Source organism: Acidovorax sp. SRI_002, assembly GCF_057586455.1.
The window spans coordinates 531791-547897 of the sequence record NZ_JBYCZW010000001.1; the positions used below are offsets into that span (position 1 = coordinate 531791).

Annotated in this window: 15 protein-coding genes; 8 read left to right on the forward strand and 7 right to left on the reverse strand. The window is 64.2% G+C overall.

Going from position 1 to position 16107, the window contains the following annotated elements:
• Positions 1-94: 94 nt before the first annotated feature.
• The 4 genes from AC2YJX_RS02355 to icd form a co-directional block, all read right to left on the reverse strand.
• The gene (locus AC2YJX_RS02355) at positions 95-3712 is read right to left on the reverse strand and encodes an EAL domain-containing protein (protein ID WP_487255184.1); all 3618 of its coding nucleotides are present in this window, start codon (positions 3710-3712) and stop codon (positions 95-97) included.
• An 18-nt stretch (positions 3713-3730) separates the two neighbouring features.
• The gene (locus AC2YJX_RS02360; protein ID WP_055396057.1) at positions 3731-4126 is read right to left on the reverse strand and encodes a response regulator; all 396 of its coding nucleotides are present in this window, start codon (positions 4124-4126) and stop codon (positions 3731-3733) included.
• A complete protein-coding gene (locus AC2YJX_RS02365) occupies positions 4123-5976 on the reverse strand; it encodes a PAS domain S-box protein (protein ID WP_487255185.1) in 1854 nt (617 codons plus the stop codon). The genes AC2YJX_RS02360 and AC2YJX_RS02365 overlap by 4 nt, the downstream gene beginning before the upstream one ends.
• 282 nt (positions 5977-6258) lie before the next feature.
• Positions 6259-7518 (reverse strand): NADP-dependent isocitrate dehydrogenase, encoded by a 1260-nt coding sequence (icd, locus tag AC2YJX_RS02370; RefSeq protein WP_055396054.1) that lies wholly within the window; start codon positions 7516-7518, stop codon positions 6259-6261.
• Positions 7519-7717: 199 nt separating this feature from the next.
• On the opposite strand from icd, the gene AC2YJX_RS02375 reads away from it, so the two are divergent.
• Positions 7718-7963: a hypothetical protein gene (locus AC2YJX_RS02375; protein WP_055396052.1), complete on the forward strand. Its 246-nt coding sequence runs from the start codon at positions 7718-7720 to the stop codon at positions 7961-7963.
• Positions 7964-8119: 156 nt separating this feature from the next.
• Complete coding sequence (locus AC2YJX_RS02380; protein WP_055396050.1) at positions 8120-8617, forward strand: DUF192 domain-containing protein; 498 nt, start codon at positions 8120-8122, stop codon at positions 8615-8617.
• A 283-nt stretch (positions 8618-8900) separates the two neighbouring features.
• Here AC2YJX_RS02380 and AC2YJX_RS02385 read toward each other — a convergent pair whose 3' ends face one another.
• On the reverse strand, positions 8901-9482 hold the full coding sequence (locus tag AC2YJX_RS02385; RefSeq protein WP_121506237.1) for a superoxide dismutase: 582 nt from the start codon (positions 9480-9482) through the stop codon (positions 8901-8903).
• A gap of 210 nt (positions 9483-9692) precedes the next feature.
• Positions 9693-11018, reverse strand: coding sequence for an exodeoxyribonuclease VII large subunit (gene xseA / locus AC2YJX_RS02390; protein WP_487255186.1), 1326 nt, complete (start codon positions 11016-11018; stop codon positions 9693-9695).
• A gap of 352 nt (positions 11019-11370) precedes the next feature.
• On the opposite strand from xseA, the gene AC2YJX_RS02395 reads away from it, so the two are divergent.
• The 6 genes from AC2YJX_RS02395 (at position 11371) to adk (ending at position 15491) form a co-directional block, all read left to right on the forward strand.
• Positions 11371-12015, forward strand: a complete 645-nt coding sequence (locus AC2YJX_RS02395) for a MotA/TolQ/ExbB proton channel family protein (protein WP_055396044.1) — start codon at positions 11371-11373, stop codon at positions 12013-12015.
• A 1-nt stretch (position 12016) separates the two neighbouring features.
• Positions 12017-12451, forward strand: a complete 435-nt coding sequence (locus AC2YJX_RS02400) for an ExbD/TolR family protein (protein WP_121420285.1) — start codon at positions 12017-12019, stop codon at positions 12449-12451.
• A gap of 5 nt (positions 12452-12456) precedes the next feature.
• Complete coding sequence (gene lpxK, locus AC2YJX_RS02405; RefSeq protein WP_487255187.1) at positions 12457-13521, forward strand: tetraacyldisaccharide 4'-kinase; 1065 nt, start codon at positions 12457-12459, stop codon at positions 13519-13521.
• Positions 13522-13591: 70 nt separating this feature from the next.
• A complete protein-coding gene (locus AC2YJX_RS02410; protein WP_010458810.1) occupies positions 13592-13774 on the forward strand; it encodes a Trm112 family protein in 183 nt (60 codons plus the stop codon).
• Positions 13771-14607, forward strand: a complete 837-nt coding sequence (gene kdsB / locus AC2YJX_RS02415) for a 3-deoxy-manno-octulosonate cytidylyltransferase (protein WP_487255188.1) — start codon at positions 13771-13773, stop codon at positions 14605-14607. The genes AC2YJX_RS02410 and kdsB overlap by 4 nt, the downstream gene beginning before the upstream one ends.
• Positions 14608-14834: 227 nt before the next feature.
• Positions 14835-15491 carry an adenylate kinase gene (gene adk / locus AC2YJX_RS02420; RefSeq protein ID WP_487255189.1) on the forward strand — a complete coding sequence of 219 codons (657 nt, stop codon included), beginning with the start codon at positions 14835-14837 and terminating at the stop codon, positions 15489-15491.
• 122 nt (positions 15492-15613) lie between these two features.
• Here the strand turns inward: adk and AC2YJX_RS02425 are convergent, their stop codons facing one another.
• A complete protein-coding gene (locus AC2YJX_RS02425) occupies positions 15614-16084 on the reverse strand; it encodes a DUF6152 family protein (protein WP_121506231.1) in 471 nt (156 codons plus the stop codon).
• Between the last annotated feature and the right edge of the window lie 23 nt (positions 16085-16107).

The following is a 16107-nucleotide window of genomic DNA, read 5'->3' on the forward strand; positions in this document are numbered from 1 at the left end:
AGCAAATCCTCTGCTGCGATTGCTCTGCATTGGGCGTAGCGCCTCGCCAGTGCATCACCCGGCGCAGCCCCGGCGCACCGCCAATTTCTCGGACTCAGTGGACTAGGAAGCGGGCTTCAAACACCTCGGCGGCCACCGGCCTGCTGAGCAGGTAGCCCTGGATTTCGTCACAGCCCAGCAGCGCGAGCCGGCCGCATTGTTCGTCCGTTTCTACGCCTTCGGCAACCACCTTGAGCCCCAGCGAGTGCCCCATGTTGATGATGGCGGAGACCAGCGCCTGCCCTTGCGGTCCGGTGTCCATCCCCATGATGAAAGAGCGGTCGATCTTGAGGGTGTCAGCGGGCAGCGTGGCCAGGTAGCTCAGTGATGAGAACCCGGTGCCGAAGTCATCAATGGCAATCGTGATGCCCATCTCGCGCAGGGCGTGCAGGCTGCTACGGCTGTGCTCCACATCCTCCATGACCATGCTCTCGGTGATCTCCAGCTCCAGCCCGGCCCCTGCGGCCGGGTCAAACGCCAGCGCCTCGCGCACCTCGGCCACAAAGCTGCGGTGGCGCAGCTGCAGAAACGACACGTTGACCGCCACCCGCAGCGGCGCATGGCCGGCCTGCCGCCAGCGCTGGTTGTCTGCCAGTGCCTGCCCAAGCGCCCAGCGCCCCACGTCGTAGATAAGGCCGGTTTCCTCCAGGATGGGGATGAAAAGCCCCGGCGGCACCAGCCCCCGCTCAGGGTCGTTCCAGCGGATCAGGGCCTCTGCGCCTGCCAGGGCGCCACTGGACAGGCACCGCTTGGGCTGGTAGTGCAGAACAAACTGCCCGCGCTCCAGGGCATCGCGCAGGCGGCCTTCCATGCCCAGGGCCTCGGCCACGCGGGTATTCATCTCCGACATGTAGAACAGCAGGCTGTCTGCCGATGCCTTGGCCTTGTTGACGGCGGCCTCCGCATTGCGCAGCAGCGTTTCGGCATCAGCGCCATCCATGGGGTACAAGGCCACGCCAGCCTTGGCGGCCATGCGCAGCTCGGTGCCGCCCAGCGCAAAAGGTGTATCAAAACAGGCGCGCAGGAGGTAATCCACCGCCATGGCCACCGCGCCCGCATCGCGTGCGTCGGTCACGGCGATGCCGAAACTGTTGATGCCGATGCGTGCCACGTCGTACACATCGCGGCTGGCGTGCTGCAGCCGCTGCGCGACCTGCTTGAGGAGTTCGTCGCCCATCTGCCGCCCCAGCGTGTCATTGACAAAGCGAAAGCGGCTGATGTCCATCAGCGCAATACCCATCAGAGGCCGTGTGCCCTCACGCGGGCGCAGGTGCTGGCCGGTGCGCTCCAGAAAAAGGGTGCGGTTCGGCAGCCCGGTGATTTCGTCGTAATAGGCCAGGTAGCTCAGCCGGTCTTCCTTGTCGAGGTGGTCCAGGGCAAAACCGATGTCGCCGGACAACTCTGTCAGCAGCTTCATCTCGGCCTCGTCGAAGAAGCCCACCTCGTCTGCCAGCAGGGCCAGTGTGGCGGCGACCTCCTGGCCCACCAGGATGGGCAGTACCGCAATGCTGGCCACACCCCGTTGGCGCAGTTGATCGCGCAGCATCACGCGTGGGTCGCCGCTGATGTCGTCGCACAGCACGGCCTTGCGAGTGCGCACCACTGCGGCGGCAAGGCTTTCACCCGGTGTGGGAACGTCAAACAAACCCAGTCGGTCGCGGATGTTGTGCACAAAATCGGCCTCTACGCCCGACAGCCCCACCGGCACCACCTGCTGCGCCGCGCGGTCCACGCGGCCTATCCAGGCGATGCGGAAATGGCCGTGCTCCACCGCAATGCGGCAGGCCTCGCGGAACAGTTCCTCGCGGTCGCGCACCCGCACGATCAGGGTGTTGATGCCGCTGAGCATCGCGTACACGCGGTTCAGGCGCTTGATCTTGCGCTCGGCCTCACGGCGCTCGGTAATGTCTTCACCGAGCGCGGCCACGCCCGTCACCTGTCCGCCCACAGAGCGCAGCACGGTGTTGTTCCAGTGCACCAGGCGCCGCTCGCCCGAGCGGGTGAGGATCTCGTTGTCGTAGTGCCAGGCCGAAGGCCGGTCCGCCAGCACATCGGCAAACACGCTGCGCACATTGCCCATCTCAGGGGGCACAAACATGTCAAACCAGTTGCGGCCCGCGATCTCTTCACGCTCCCAGCCTGTCAGGCGCAGCAGGTAGTCGTTGCAATAGGTGATGCGCCCTTCGCAGTCGAGCATCAGCGAGATCATCTCGACCTTGTCGAGCATGTCATTGAAACGGCGGTCGCTTTCGTGCAGCTCTTCCTCGGCGCGTTTCTCCCGGGTGACATCCTGGATGGTGTTGAACCAGCGGCCCTGCTCGCCCCGGCCAGCCTCATCCTCCAAGGGCTCCATCACCTGGCGCAAATGCAGCAGTTCGCCATCTGCGCGCAACAGGCGGTAGGTGAAATCCAGGCGGGCGCCTTGCTGTGCGGCCTGCAGCGCATGCTGGCGGAACATGTCGCGGTCTTGCGGGTGCACCAGCGCCAGCCACTCGCGCGCGGACTTGGGCATGGCATCGGCCCCCAGCCCCAGCATATCGGGCAGCGTGTCGAGCCAGCTCTCGAAAGCACCATCAGCACCGCTGATCACATGGGTGATTTTTGCCAGTGCCTGCGCCCTTCGCAGGCTGGCTTTGCTGGCGCGCAGCGCGTCCATGGCCCGCTGGCGTTCGAACACTTCCACCTGCAGTTGCTCGGCATGCTTCTGGATCTCGATATAAAGGCTGCCGTTTTCGTAGATACGACCCACCTGCGCGCCCAGGACGGCCAGGACTTTTTCATCGTCGGCCGTGAACGCATCTTCCCCCTGCTTGTTGGCCAGGCAGATCCAGCCATAGGAGAACGAAAGCGAAGTGATGGGCGCAATCAAGCCAGTGTGCAGCGGCGGGTAGCCTGCAGGCAGGCCGATATCGCTCGGCGCACCGCTTTCATTGACCAGCCGCTCAGAGCGGCGCGCGGCACGCAACTGCCCCAGAAGGCCGTGCGAGACCACGGGCAGGTCCAGCAGCCCGGTCAGCGCCGGCTCGATGCCGCTGGTGCACACGATGGAGGCATCGCTTTGCTTGCGCACCACACACAGCACCGCATACTGCGCCCCCACCAGCTCGCGCGCGCCACGGCATACATTGGCCAGCAGCACCTGCGGGTCGCGCTCGGACGCCAGTTGCAGGTTCAGGTCGGTCAGGGCCGCCAGACGCCGGTTCATGGTTTCCAGCTCGGCGACGTTGCCCGTGAGCTTGTCCGTCATGAGCTGCAGGTGCCGGGTCTGAAAACTGTGCTCCATCGGGTGGAAGGGCTGCGGCGGCACCTGCGACAAGGCCTGCTCAATGGCCGAGGTGATGTCCTGTGGCTCGCAGGGCTTCACCAGCACCTGCGTCACCCCACAGGCCAGGGCCAGGTTGCGGGCCTCTTGCTCGCGGTAGTGCGCGCTGTAGAAGATCACCTGGGTTGCGGCGAGCTGGTGGTCTGTGCGCAGCTGGCGCACAAACTCGTACCCGTCCATGGTCGGCATCAGGATGTCGGAGATCACCAGATCGGGACGCTCGGCACGCACCAGGGCGAGGGCCTCGGCACCGTCGGCGGCCTCCAGGGCCTGGTGGCCACTGTGCCCGATGAGCGTGACCACCAGCGCACGGTTGGCCGGCAGGTCATCGACAACAAGGATCTTGGCCATGCTACCCGGGGTCCAACGTCAGGCTGCGCCCGGCGGCGCGTGGAATGAAGAACCCAGAAACGCCTCGACCTGGCTCACGAAGGTTTCGGGCGTGATGGGCTTGGACAGGTGCTCGTCAAAACCCACCTCAAGGGCCTTTTCGCGGTCACCCGGCATCGAAAAAGCGGTCACAGCCACCAGCGGCACCACACGCCACCCATGGTGCGAGCGCAGGCTTTGTGCCACCTCATAGCCATTCATCACCGGCATTTGCAGGTCGCACAGGATCAGGTCGGGCCCCTCGGCCAGCGCCAGCCCCAGGCCCAGGGCGCCGTTTTCGGCGGCCAGCACACGGTGGCCCGCGGCTTCCAGCAGGTAGGTGACGAGTTGCCGGCTGGCATCATCGTCTTCGATGACCAGGATGGTGGCTTTCATGGGCTGGTCTCCTGAAACTCCACAATGAACGTGCTGCCCTGCCCTTCGGCGCTCTCCAGCCCCACACTGCCCCCCAGCGCTTCGGCAAGCTTGCTGCTCAGGTGCAGGCCCAGGCCGGTGCCTTCGTGGTGACGCCGGTCGGCGCTTTCGACCCGGGAGAAGGCCTCGAAAAGCCGCGACTGCTCCTGCAGCGGAATGCCAGGCCCGGTGTCGCGCACCTGAACCTGCACAGTGCGCCCCTGGGCCGACAAGGTCTCCTCCAGCACCACATCCACACGCCCCTGCGGCGTGAACTTGATGGCATTGCCCACCAGATTGATCAGAATCTGGCTGAAGGCCCGGCGGTCGGTGTGCAACTGAACTGCCTGGGCGGGGGCATGCACATTAAACACCAGGCCCTTGCGCACGGCCTCGGGCTCCAGCGTGGCGGCGACCTCGGCAACAATGCTGCGGCAATCAAGCAGCTCCTTGTGGAGCGACACCTTGTTGGCGCTGAGCTTGGCCACATCGAGCAGGTCGTTGATGAGCGAAAGCAGATGCCGCGCCCCAGTCTGCACGATGCGCAACTGCTTGTCCTGCTCCGGGTTGAGCGGCCCCGGCAGCTGCATGAGCAAGGTGCCCGTGAAACCGATGATGGCGTTCAGCGGGGTTCGCAGTTCGTGGGACATGCTGGCCAGAAAGCGGTCTTTGACCAAGGCGGCATTTTCAAGCTCCAGGTTCTTGTCGCGCAAGGCTCGCTCGATCCGCTTGCGCTCCGTCACATCGCGGATCGCACTGGAGACAAACAGGCCTTCTTCCGTCTCCAGCGGGCTCAGGCTGATCTCGACTGGAAACTCGGAACCATCCTTGCGCAAACCATACAGATCAAGGCCAGCCCCCATGGAGCGGGAGCGTGGTTCGGCAAAAAAGCCGCGGCGGTGCTCAGGGTGCCGACCGCTGAAGCGTTCTGGCACCAGCAGCTCGATTTTCTGACCCAGAAGTTCGCTGCGGCTCCAGCCAAACAGTTTCACGGCCTGCGAGTTGACGAGCACGATGCGGCCGTCGCGGTCAACGATGACCATCGCGTCCGGCGCGGCTTCGAGCAGGTCCTTGAACTTCTGGTCGGCCCGCTTGCGGTCGGTGATGTCTCGGATCGCGCTCATCACCATCGCGCCTTCTTCGGTGTCGATCGGGCTCAGGCTGATCTCCACTGGAAACTCGCCGCCATCCTTGCGCAGGCCATGCAGCTCCAGCCCCGCCCCCATGGTGCGCGTGCGCGGCGCCCCAAAGAACCCGCTGCGGTGCCCCAGGTGCGCGCCCCGGTAGCGGTGTGGCAACAGCACCTCCACGGCCTGCCCTAGCAATTCGGTCCTTTCATAGCCAAACACGCGCTCGGCCTGGGAGTTGACCAGGACGATGCGGCCTGTCACGTTGACCATCACGATCGCGTCGGGTGTGGATTCGAGCAGGTCACGGAACCGCGCCTCCAGCAGCTTGGCCTCGCGCTGGACCTTGAGCTGGGTGACATCCTTCTTGCTCGACAGAAAGTACAGCAGTTGGCCAGCTTCGTCGCGCACGGCCTTGGTGGACACGTTGACATGCACCAGCGATCCATCCTTGCGGCGGCGCACCGACTCGTGCACGGTGCTGCTCAGGCCCCGCAGGGCCTCGGCCCGGATCTCGTCTTCTTCGTGGGCCCGGTTCTCGGGAACGATGAGATCAATGAGGCGCCTGCCCTGAGCCTCTGCCGGTGCATAGCCAAAGATCGCTTCGGCAGCCGGGTTCCAGTTGAGCACCACCCCCTCAGGCGACAGCACCAGCAGCGCATCGGGGTTTTGCTCCCAATATGCGGCAGAAAAATCAGATGCCATGCAGAACTCCCTGTGGGGACCCATCCCTCTGCATCCCGTTGTTGTGTTTGTGTGCGACTGCGGATGCAAGCCCGTGCCATCGCCCGCGCGGGCCCATGGCTGGACCCATCTTAGGCGGGAAGCCTCTCGATTGCCAACTCTGAAATGCCACAGCCAGTTCCGCGCCGCCGACCATCGGGGCAGTTTGGCCCTGGGCGGAGCCCTGCAGCCGCCAGACGACAAAAAGCCCCTGCACCAACAAGGGAACAGGGGCTTGCGAAACGGCGCAAAAGCCGCGCTGGCTTACATGTGGTCGATCATGACCTGGCCAAAACCCGAGCAGCTCACCTGGGTGGCTCCGTCCATCAGGCGGGCAAAGTCGTAAGTCACCTTCTTGGAGGCAATCGACTTCTCCAGCGAACTGATGATCAGGTTGGCAGCCTCGATCCAACCCATGTGGCGCAGCATCATCTCGGCCGACAGGATCTCGGAGCCGGGGTTCACATAGTCCTTGCCTGCATATTTGGGGGCCGTGCCGTGGGTGGCTTCAAAACAGGCCACCGAGTCGGACATGTTGGCGCCGGGCGCAATGCCGATCCCGCCCACCTGGGCTGCGAGCGCATCGGAGATGTAATCGCCATTGAGGTTGAGCGTGGCCACCACCGAATACTCGGCCGGGCGCAGCAGGATCTGCTGCAGGAAGGCATCGGCGATGCTGTCCTTGATGGTGATGTCCTTGCCCGTCTTGGGGTTCTTGAGCTTGCACCACGGGCCGCCGTCTATCAGCTCGGCACCGAACTCTTTTTGCGCCAGGGCGTACGCCCAGTCGCGGAAGCCACCTTCGGTGTACTTCATGATGTTGCCCTTGTGGACGATGGTCACGCTGGGCTTGTCGTTGTCGATGGCGTACTGGATGGCCTTGCGCACCAGGCGTTCGGTGCCCTCGATGGAGACGGGCTTGACGCCGATGCCCGAGGTGTTGGGAAAGCGGATTTTCTTCACGCCCATCTCGTCCTGCAGGAACTTGATGAGCTTCTTGGCCTTGTCCGACTCGGCTTCGAACTCGATACCGGCATAGATGTCCTCCGAGTTCTCGCGGAAGATCACCATGTTGGTCTTTTCGGGCTCTTTCAGCGGCGAAGGCACGCCCTTGAAATACTGCACGGGGCGCAGGCAGACATACAGATCCAGCTCCTGGCGCAGTGCCACGTTCAGCGAACGGATGCCGCCACCCACGGGCGTAGTCAGCGGGCCTTTGATCGACACCACGTACTCGCGCAACACCTGCAGGGTTTCTTCGGGCAGCCACACATCAGGGCCGTAGACCTTGGTGGATTTCTCGCCCGCATACACCTCCATCCAGTGGATCTTCTTCTTGCCGCCATAGGCCTTGGCCACCGCAGCGTCCACCACCTTGATCATCACCGGCGTGATGTCGAGCCCCGTGCCATCGCCTTCAATGAAGGGAATGATGGGCTGGTCCGGCACATTCAGCGACATGTCGGCATTGACCGTGATTTTCTGGCCTTCGGCAGGCACCTTGATGTGCTGGTAGCTGGTCATGGAAGGGGTGTCTCCTGTGGAAGCTGAAGCAGATTCAGCAGATGGGGCAAAGCGCTCGGTAGCCAGTCAATTCTAATGACAATTTTTTGGGCAAAGTCCCTGCCAGCCTGCGCGCCGCTGCTATCGTTGCGGGCGAAGCCGTGCAGGTTTGCGCGGCTTCAGATCCTCTCTTTCAACCCCTTCACTGGAAACGGCATATATGAAAAAACTCCTCGCTGTCCTGGTGGCTGGTCTGTTGGGTGCAAGTGCTTTTGCACAGGCGCCTGCAGCCGCTCCGGCCCCCGCCCCTGCAGCCCCAGCGCCCATGGCTGCACCCGCTGCACCTGTAGCTGCTGCCCCGGCACCCGTCGCCAAAACCAAGGCAAAGGCCAAGGCCACCAAAACGGCCAAAAAGAAAACCACCAAGAAGGTCGCCAAGAAAAAGACCACCCACAAGGCAGCCTGACGCTGGCATGCAGCACCCTTCGCGGGGTCATGCACATTGCTTCAAAATCGCCCGCTACTGCGGGCGTTTTCTTTTTCCGTTCTTTTCCCCTTCTTTTGCCCGTCGGTTCGGCGCCCCTTGTGCGGACGCTGCCCCCCTGTCCAGAAAGCCTTGCCCATGACCGCTTTTGCACTTGCCTTGCCTTTTTCCGCTGCCACACGGCGCACCGTGGCCGCCGCGCTGTTGACCGCTGCTGCGGGACTGCCGTTCACCACGGCACAGGCCCAGGACGGCCCCCAGCTGAATTTGCAGCGTGTGGAACTGACCGCAGGCATGCACCGCATTGACGCCCAGGTGGCCGCCACGCCCCAGGAGCGCCAGACCGGCCTGATGCATCGCAAGGAGATGCCCCAGCACGAGGGCATGCTGTTTGTGTTTGAACAACCCGCGCAGCAGTGCTTCTGGATGAAGAACACGCTGCTGCCGCTCACGGCAGCGTTTGTGGATGACGACGGCACCATCGTGAACCTGGCCGACATGAAGCCCCAGACGCTGGATTCGCACTGTTCGGCAAAACCGGTGCGCTACGTGCTGGAGATGAACCAGGGATGGTTTGCCAAGAAAAACATCAAGGCAGGCGCCAAGCTGGGTGGAGCGCTTTTCAGCCGCAAGTGACGCAGGACCACCCAGCGACTTGCGCAGATCGGGATGCCACAGCCCCATAGGCCTTGGCCCTGGGCCCTGCCGCTTGCCCGAGCGCTGTCTTGCCGACATCGCACTCCCAGGATCCGGGAGTGCAAATTACTATCATTTATATAGCTACCAGCGCTTATCCAGCAAGCGCCAGATGCCAAAAACGCCTCAAAGTCCCCAACAAAAAACGGCCCGAAGGCCGTTTTTTGTTGCCCGCAGACCTCAGTCCGTCAGGACAGATCACTCGCGGGGCGCGGATCGCGCATCAGGCGAAGTTGGCTTCGGCAAACTTCCAGTTCACCAGCTTGTCGAGGAAGGTCTCAACGAACTTGGGACGCATGTTGCGGTAGTCGATGTAGTACGCGTGTTCCCACACGTCCACGGTGAGCAGCGCCTTGTCGGCGGTGGTCAGCGGCGTGCCGGCGGCGCCGGTGTTGACGATGTCCACGCTGCCATCGGCCTTCTTCACCAGCCAGGTCCAGCCCGAACCGAAGTTGCCCACGGCAGACTTCACGAACGCTTCCTTGAAGGCTGCGTAGCTGCCCCACTTGGCGGTGATGGCTGCAGCCAGTGCACCAGAAGGCTCACCGCCGCCCTGGGGAGCCATGCAGTTCCAGAAGAAGGTGTGGTTCCAGATTTGCGCTGCATTGTTGTAGATGCCGCCGCTCGACTTCTTGACGATCTCTTCGAGCGTCATGGCTTCGAACTCGGTGCCCTTTTGCAGGTTGTTCAGGTTCACCACATAGGCGTTGTGGTGCTTGCCATGGTGGTACTCCAGGGTTTCCTGGCTGTAGTGCGGAGCCAGGGCATCGATGGCGTAGGGCAGCGGGGGAAGGGTATGTTCCATGGTGGTGTTTCCTTGTGGTTTGAAATTCCGGGATGCCATCTGCAACGCTTTTCTTTCCTGAGCAATGCAGTCGGACACAGCGCGAAGGGGGCATTGTAGGAACATCAGGTGACCTGTGCAGCGTGAGGCCACCCAGATCCGGTCTGTAGCACCACAAACCGCTGCTGTCCTACAGAGGCGCGCCTTCTACCGCGCCGGGACATCACCCCGTTACAGCAGTCGCGGCTGGGCCACCGTCACGTCCACCACGCCATCGGCCAGTGTGGCGCGCAGGGCATCGCCAGGCTGGGCCTGGCGCACGCTGGTCACGGCCCGGCCCTCGGTATCGGTGAGCAGCGCGTAGCCGCGCTGCAGCACCAGGCGCGGGTCGAGCAGCTCCAGCCGCAAGGCCGCGCGGTCGAGCCGCTCGGCCTGCTGCACCAGGAGCCGTTGCATTTTTTGAGGGAAATCGGCCTCCAGCGCTTTCTGGGATTGCGCAAGCCGCTGCAATTTTAATAGCACTCCATGGCGCATGCGCTGGGCCAGGCGTGCCAGTTGCATCTGCTCACGCGCCACCAGGCCCGACGGGCGGCCCAGCCGCGCCGCCGCCTGGTCCAGCCGCTGGTGCCGGGTGTCGAGCTGGCGCTGCACGCCGTCGCTGATACGCCCAGCCAGCAGCCCGAGCGCCCCCAGCCACACATCGCGCGGCTGGGCCACCAGCTCAGCGGCGGCGGTGGGCGTGGGGGCGCGCAGGTCGGCGCAAAAGTCGGCGATGGTGAAGTCGGTCTCGTGCCCCACCCCGCTGATGAGCGGCACGGGGCTTCGCACGATGGTCCGGGCCAGTTGTTCGTCGTTGAAAGCCCAGAGATCTTCGATGGAACCGCCCCCGCGCACCAGCAAGATCACGTCAATGGGGGGATTTTTGGTCAAATCAGCCCCTGGCGCTTGCCCCGCTTGCGCAAGTAGATACAGTTTTGATAGCGCCGCAACCAACGAAGCAGGTGCTGCGGCGCCCTGCACCTGCGCAGGCACCAGCACCACCGGAATGTGCGGCACGCGACGGCGCAGCGCCGTGACCACGTCGTGAAGGGCCGCAGCCCCGGTGGACGTGACAAGGCCAATGCCACGCGGCTGCAAAGGCAGCGGGCGCTTGCGGGCGTTGTCGAACAAGCCTTCTGTTTCGAGCTGCGCCTTCAGGCGCAGGAACTGCTCGAACAACGCGCCCTGCCCGGCCCGCTGCATGCTTTCCACAATGAACTGCAGATCGCCCCGCGCCTCGTACACCGAAAGGCGCCCGCGCACTTCCACCAATTCGCCATCGCGCGGCGAAAAGTCAAGCAGGCTGGCGGCGCGGCGGAACATGGCGCAGCGCAACTGGCCGTTCGCGTCTTTGACCGAGAAGTAGCAATGTCCGCTGGATGCGCGCGAGAAGCCCGTGATCTCGCCGCGCACCGCGACAGGATTGAAGCGCGCCTCCAGAGCATCAGCAATGGCGCGGCATAGCGCGCCAACTTCCCAGACGCGCGGCGCCGCTGCGGGGCTGGGGCGCTCAAACATGAGAAACGGCGGGCGTTTGCGCCGCGCGCACCGCGCAAGTACTCCACAGAATCTGGCCAGCGGCGGTTACCACAGCCACATAACTAAAAACCGCCCGCAAAACACCAGAGCACGTACAAGTTATTGATTTATATAGCTTTTTCATTGCGCAATTTTTCATCAATCTGTTGCAAGCACGGCGTGGCGCCACTTTGCGTGGCCTGGAACAGTGGTTGCCCACAAAGTTATCCACAGATTTTGTGGGTGAGCAGATGGGGCGACGGCGCGCACAGCAACGTAACGGTTTGTGACGAGGTGGGCCCTGCAAGCTGGGCCATAATCGCCGATTGCTTTCATCTGCGCGGAGAGAGATTTGCTGTCCATCATACAAGCCGCAGGCTGGCCCATCTGGCCCCTGATTGCGTGTTCCGTCCTGGGAATGGCGCTGATTTTTGAACGTTTCGTGGCCCTCAAGACGGCCCGTGTCGCCCCCCCGAAATTGCTCGATGAAGCCATTACGGTCTCGTCCAAGGCCGTGCCCACCCCCGACGTGGTGAACCAGTTGGCGCAAAACTCCGCCCTGGGCGAAGTGCTGGCCAGCGGCCTGCGCACCCTCAACAGCAACCCCCAGTGCAGCGAGACCGACCTGCGTGCCGCCATGGAAGGCGCGGGGCGCGCCGTGGCGCACCGGCTTGAAAAATACCTGTCGGCACTGGCCACCATCGCCTCGGCCGCGCCCTTGCTGGGCCTGCTGGGCACGGTAATCGGCATGATCGAGATCTTTGGCTCGCAGGCGGGCAGCGGTGGCGTGGGCCAGGCCATGGGTGGCGGCAACCCGGCCCAGCTGGCGCATGGCATCTCGATCGCGCTCTACAACACGGCTTTTGGCCTCATCGTGGCCATCCCGGCACTGATCTTCTGGCGCTACTTCCGCGCCCGGGTGGATGCCTATCTGCTCACCTTGGAGTTGGCTTCGGAACAATTTGTGCGCCACATCCTGCGTTTGCGGAAGAAGTGAAATGAACTTCCGTCCCCGCGCCAAGGAAGAGCCGGAGATCAACCTGATCCCGTTCATCGACGTGCTGCTGGTGATCCTCATCTTTCTGATGCTGACCACCACCTACAGCAAGTTCACCGAGCTGCAGCTCACGCTGCCCGTGGCCGATGCCGAGCAGCAACGCGACCACCCCAAGGAAGTCATCGTGTCCGTGGCCGCCGACGGGCGCTACGCCGTCAACAAGACGGGCGTGGACGGCAAAAGCGTGGACGCGATCGCGCAGGCCTTGCGCAGTGCCGCCACAGCGGGCACGGGCAGTGTGGTCATCATCAGTGCCGATGCGATGGCGCCGCACCAGTCCGTGGTTTCGGTGATGGAGGCCGCGCGCCGCGTGGGCCTCACGCAGATCACGTTTGCCACGCAGTCTTCGGCTGCGGCGCGCAGCCCCAGCCGCTGACACGCATGGCTGCCCCCGGGCTGCAGCCTCCCTCGCCCAGCGCCCCCGCATTGCGGGGCGCAGCCCTCCCCCCACCCGCCTCCGGGCTCCAGAAAATCTGGCGGACACGCGGCCCGCTCGCCTGGGTGCTGTGGCCGGTCTCGCAGGTGTACCGCACGCTGGTCGGTATGCGGCGCGGGCTTTACCGCATCGGCCTGCTGAAGGCGGAGCACCCTGGCCGCCCGGTCATCGTCGTGGGCAACGTGATTGCCGGAGGCGCAGGTAAAACGCCTGTGGTCATTGCCGTTGTCCAGCATCTGCAAGGTCTGGGCCTGCGCCCCGGCGTGGTCTCACGCGGCTACGGCCGCAGCACCACCGACTGCCGCGAGGTGACGCCCGACAGCCCCGCCCATGAGGTGGGCGATGAACCCGCCCTTATCGCGCGCAACTGCCGGGTGCCCGTGTTTGTGGCGCCTCGCCGCATCACCGCCGCCCGCGCCCTGCGGGCTGCTTACCCGGACACCGACGTGATCGTTTGCGACGATGGCCTGCAGCACCTGGCCCTGGCGCGCGATCTGGAGGTCTGCATCTTCAACGAACAGGGCGTGGGCAACGGTTTCCTGCTGCCAGCGGGGCCCCTGCGTGAGCCCTGGCCACGCGCGGTGGATTTTGTGCTGCATGCAGGGACTCTGCCGCCTGGAAGCGACCCCGCCCATGCCTATGGCCTGCAACGCCGACTGGCCCCCTATGCCCTGCGTGCGGACGGCACCCGGGTGCCACTGTCGGACCTGCAAGGCCAGCCGCTGCATGCCGTGGCGGCCGTGGCACGCCCCGAAGTGTTCTTTGCCATGCTGCAGGGTCAGGCGCTGCAGCTGGCACACACGGAAGCCTTACCAGATCACTATGATTTTGATAGCTGGAACCGCTCATCTGACAAGCGCCACCCGCTAATTTGCACCGAAAAAGACGCTGTCAAGCTCTGGCAACACCACCCGGACGCGTTGGCCGTGCCCCTGCAATTGCACATCGACCCGGCCTTTTTCGCAGCGCTGGATGCGCGCCTGCTGGCCTTGGGCGTCCAAAGGCATTAATGATTCACCGCCCGGGCCGCCGCTATCATCCTTGCCTGCCCGAACGAACCTCCTGGAAAGCGCTGTCACCATGGATCCCAAACTGCTTGAACTGCTGGTCTGCCCCGTCACCAAAGGCCCGCTGACCTACGACCGCGATGCCCAGGAACTGGTCTCCCGCAGCGCTCGCCTGGCCTATCCGGTGCGGGACGGCATCCCGGTGCTGCTCGAAAACGAAGCCCGCACACTCACCGACGAGGAACTGGAGCAATGAGCGCAGCAACGGATCCCGGCACGCCAGGCGTTGCGACCGCGAGCGGTCGCTTCACGGTGCTGATCCCAGCGCGCATGGCATCCAGCCGCTTGCCCGACAAACCCCTGGCCGATATCGCGGGCCTGCCCATGGTGGTACGGGTGGCCCAGCGCGCCGCCCAAAGTGCAGCAGCCCGCGTGGTGGTGGCAGCCGATGACCCTCGCATCCTGCAGGCCTGCGCCGCCCATGGCGTACAAGCGATACTGACCCGCGCCGACCACCCCAGCGGCAGCGACCGCCTGGCCGAAGCCTGTACCCAGCTGGGCCTGGACGGGGACGACGTGGTCGTCAACGTGCAAGGCGATGAACCTTTGATAGACCCCGGCCTCATCGACGCTGTGGCAGCCCTCCTGCCCACCCAGCCGGAGGCCAGCATGGGCACCGCAGCCCACGCCATTGCGTCACTGGCCGACTACACCAACCCCAACGTGGTGAAAGTGGTGCTGGACGCGCGTGGCCTGGCCCACTACTTCAGCCGCGCGCCCATCCCTTTTGCGCGGGACCATATGGGATTGGCCTGGTGGCAAGGTGCCGCCGAGGCGGCGGCACCCGGTGTAGCAGCCCTGGCGGGGTTCGCGCCACTGCGGCATGTGGGCATCTACAGCTATCGTGCGGGCTTTCTGCGCCAATTTCCTGCCCTGACACCCGCCCCCACCGAGGCGGTCGAAGCGCTGGAGCAACTGCGCGCGCTGTGGCACGGCCACCGCATTGCGGTTCACCTGGCCAAAGCGGCCCCTGGCCCAGGCGTGGATACGCCCGAAGACCTGGAACGGGTTCGCCGCCTTTTTCGATGAGGAGCGGGCCGGTGGCGCGCGCCGTGCTGGTCCGCCGAATGCCCCGGCTATCCACCCTGCGACACCCCTGCCCAACCCGGTGCAGCATGTAAGTCAGCGCAAGGGAGTCGCATGCTATCCTCGACCGCAACGAGAGCACCGCATCCCGGGCGCACAGAACGGCTTCAGGCGCCCTTCGAACGTCCCCGCCAGCGGCGCCAACCGATTTCTAACCTTCGAGGACTTCCATGAGACTGATTTTGTTGGGCGCGCCTGGCGCCGGAAAGGGCACGCAAGCCACGTTCATCTGCCAGAAGTACGGCATCCCCCAGATCTCCACCGGCGACATGCTGCGCGCAGCCGTCAAGGTCGGCACCCCTCTGGGCCTGCAGGCCAAGGCGGTGATGGATTCGGGCGCCCTGGTCAGTGACGACATCATCATCGGTCTCGTCAAGGAGCGCATCACGCAAGCAGACTGCGCCAACGGCTTCCTGTTCGACGGCTTCCCCCGCACCATTCCCCAGGCCGATGCCATGAAGGCAGCGGGCGTCAAGCTCGACTACGTGCTCGAAATCGATGTGCCTTTTGACGCCATCATCGAACGCATGAGCGGCCGCCGCTCGCACCCCGCCAGCGGCCGCACCTACCATGTCAAGTTCAACCCGCCCAAGGTGGAAGGCAAGGACGACGTGACGGGCGAAGAGCTGATCCAGCGCGAAGACGACAAGGAAGAAACCGTCAAGAAGCGCCTGCAGGTCTACAGCGACCAGACGCGCCCCCTGGTGGACTATTACAGCAATTGGGCCCAGGCCGAACCCGAGCTGGCTCCCAAGTACCGCGCCATCAGCGGCACGGGCAGCGTGGACGAGATCACGGCACGCGCACTGCAGGCACTGGCCAGTTAAGGCTCGGGGCTATCGCCCCTTGCAACCAGCGACGCCATGGCAGCAGGGCGTCGCTTTTTTTATGCGGTGCAGGGAACAGTTTCAGGTCTTTCGCATGGCTATCCCCGGGCCATACCGATGGCTCAGGCTGGGCTGGAGCGTAAGCCGTAGGCTTTGCCATCCACAAACAGGTATTCCGCCCGCAGCACCGCGTCGCCCTTCTCTTCGCGCAGGGTAAAGCCCACCACCGATACCGCAGTGCCGGGTTTGATCTCCTGCACCTGCCAGGCCTGCATGCGGGTCAGGGGCGCCAGCTCCACCTCCCAGCGGCGGTCTTTGCGGGTAGGCAAAACCGTCTTGGCCAGCAAGGCCTTGCCATCCACGGGGGACACCTGCGCAGGCACCACACGCTGGGCCAGATCCGCAGGCAGCTTCAGTTCCGCAGGTGTCTCCAGCTCCAGCTCGGCGTGTGGATTTTGCCAGCGCACTTTGCGCACGGTGCCTTCCAGGTAGATGGGACGGTCGGGGTCAAAACTGCTCCACCCATGGTGGGCACGCGCGCCCCAGGGAATGGCCGTGGCAGCCAGGAGCACGTGGCGGCGTTGCAGGCTCATCGGTTCTCTCCTTGTCATGTCCG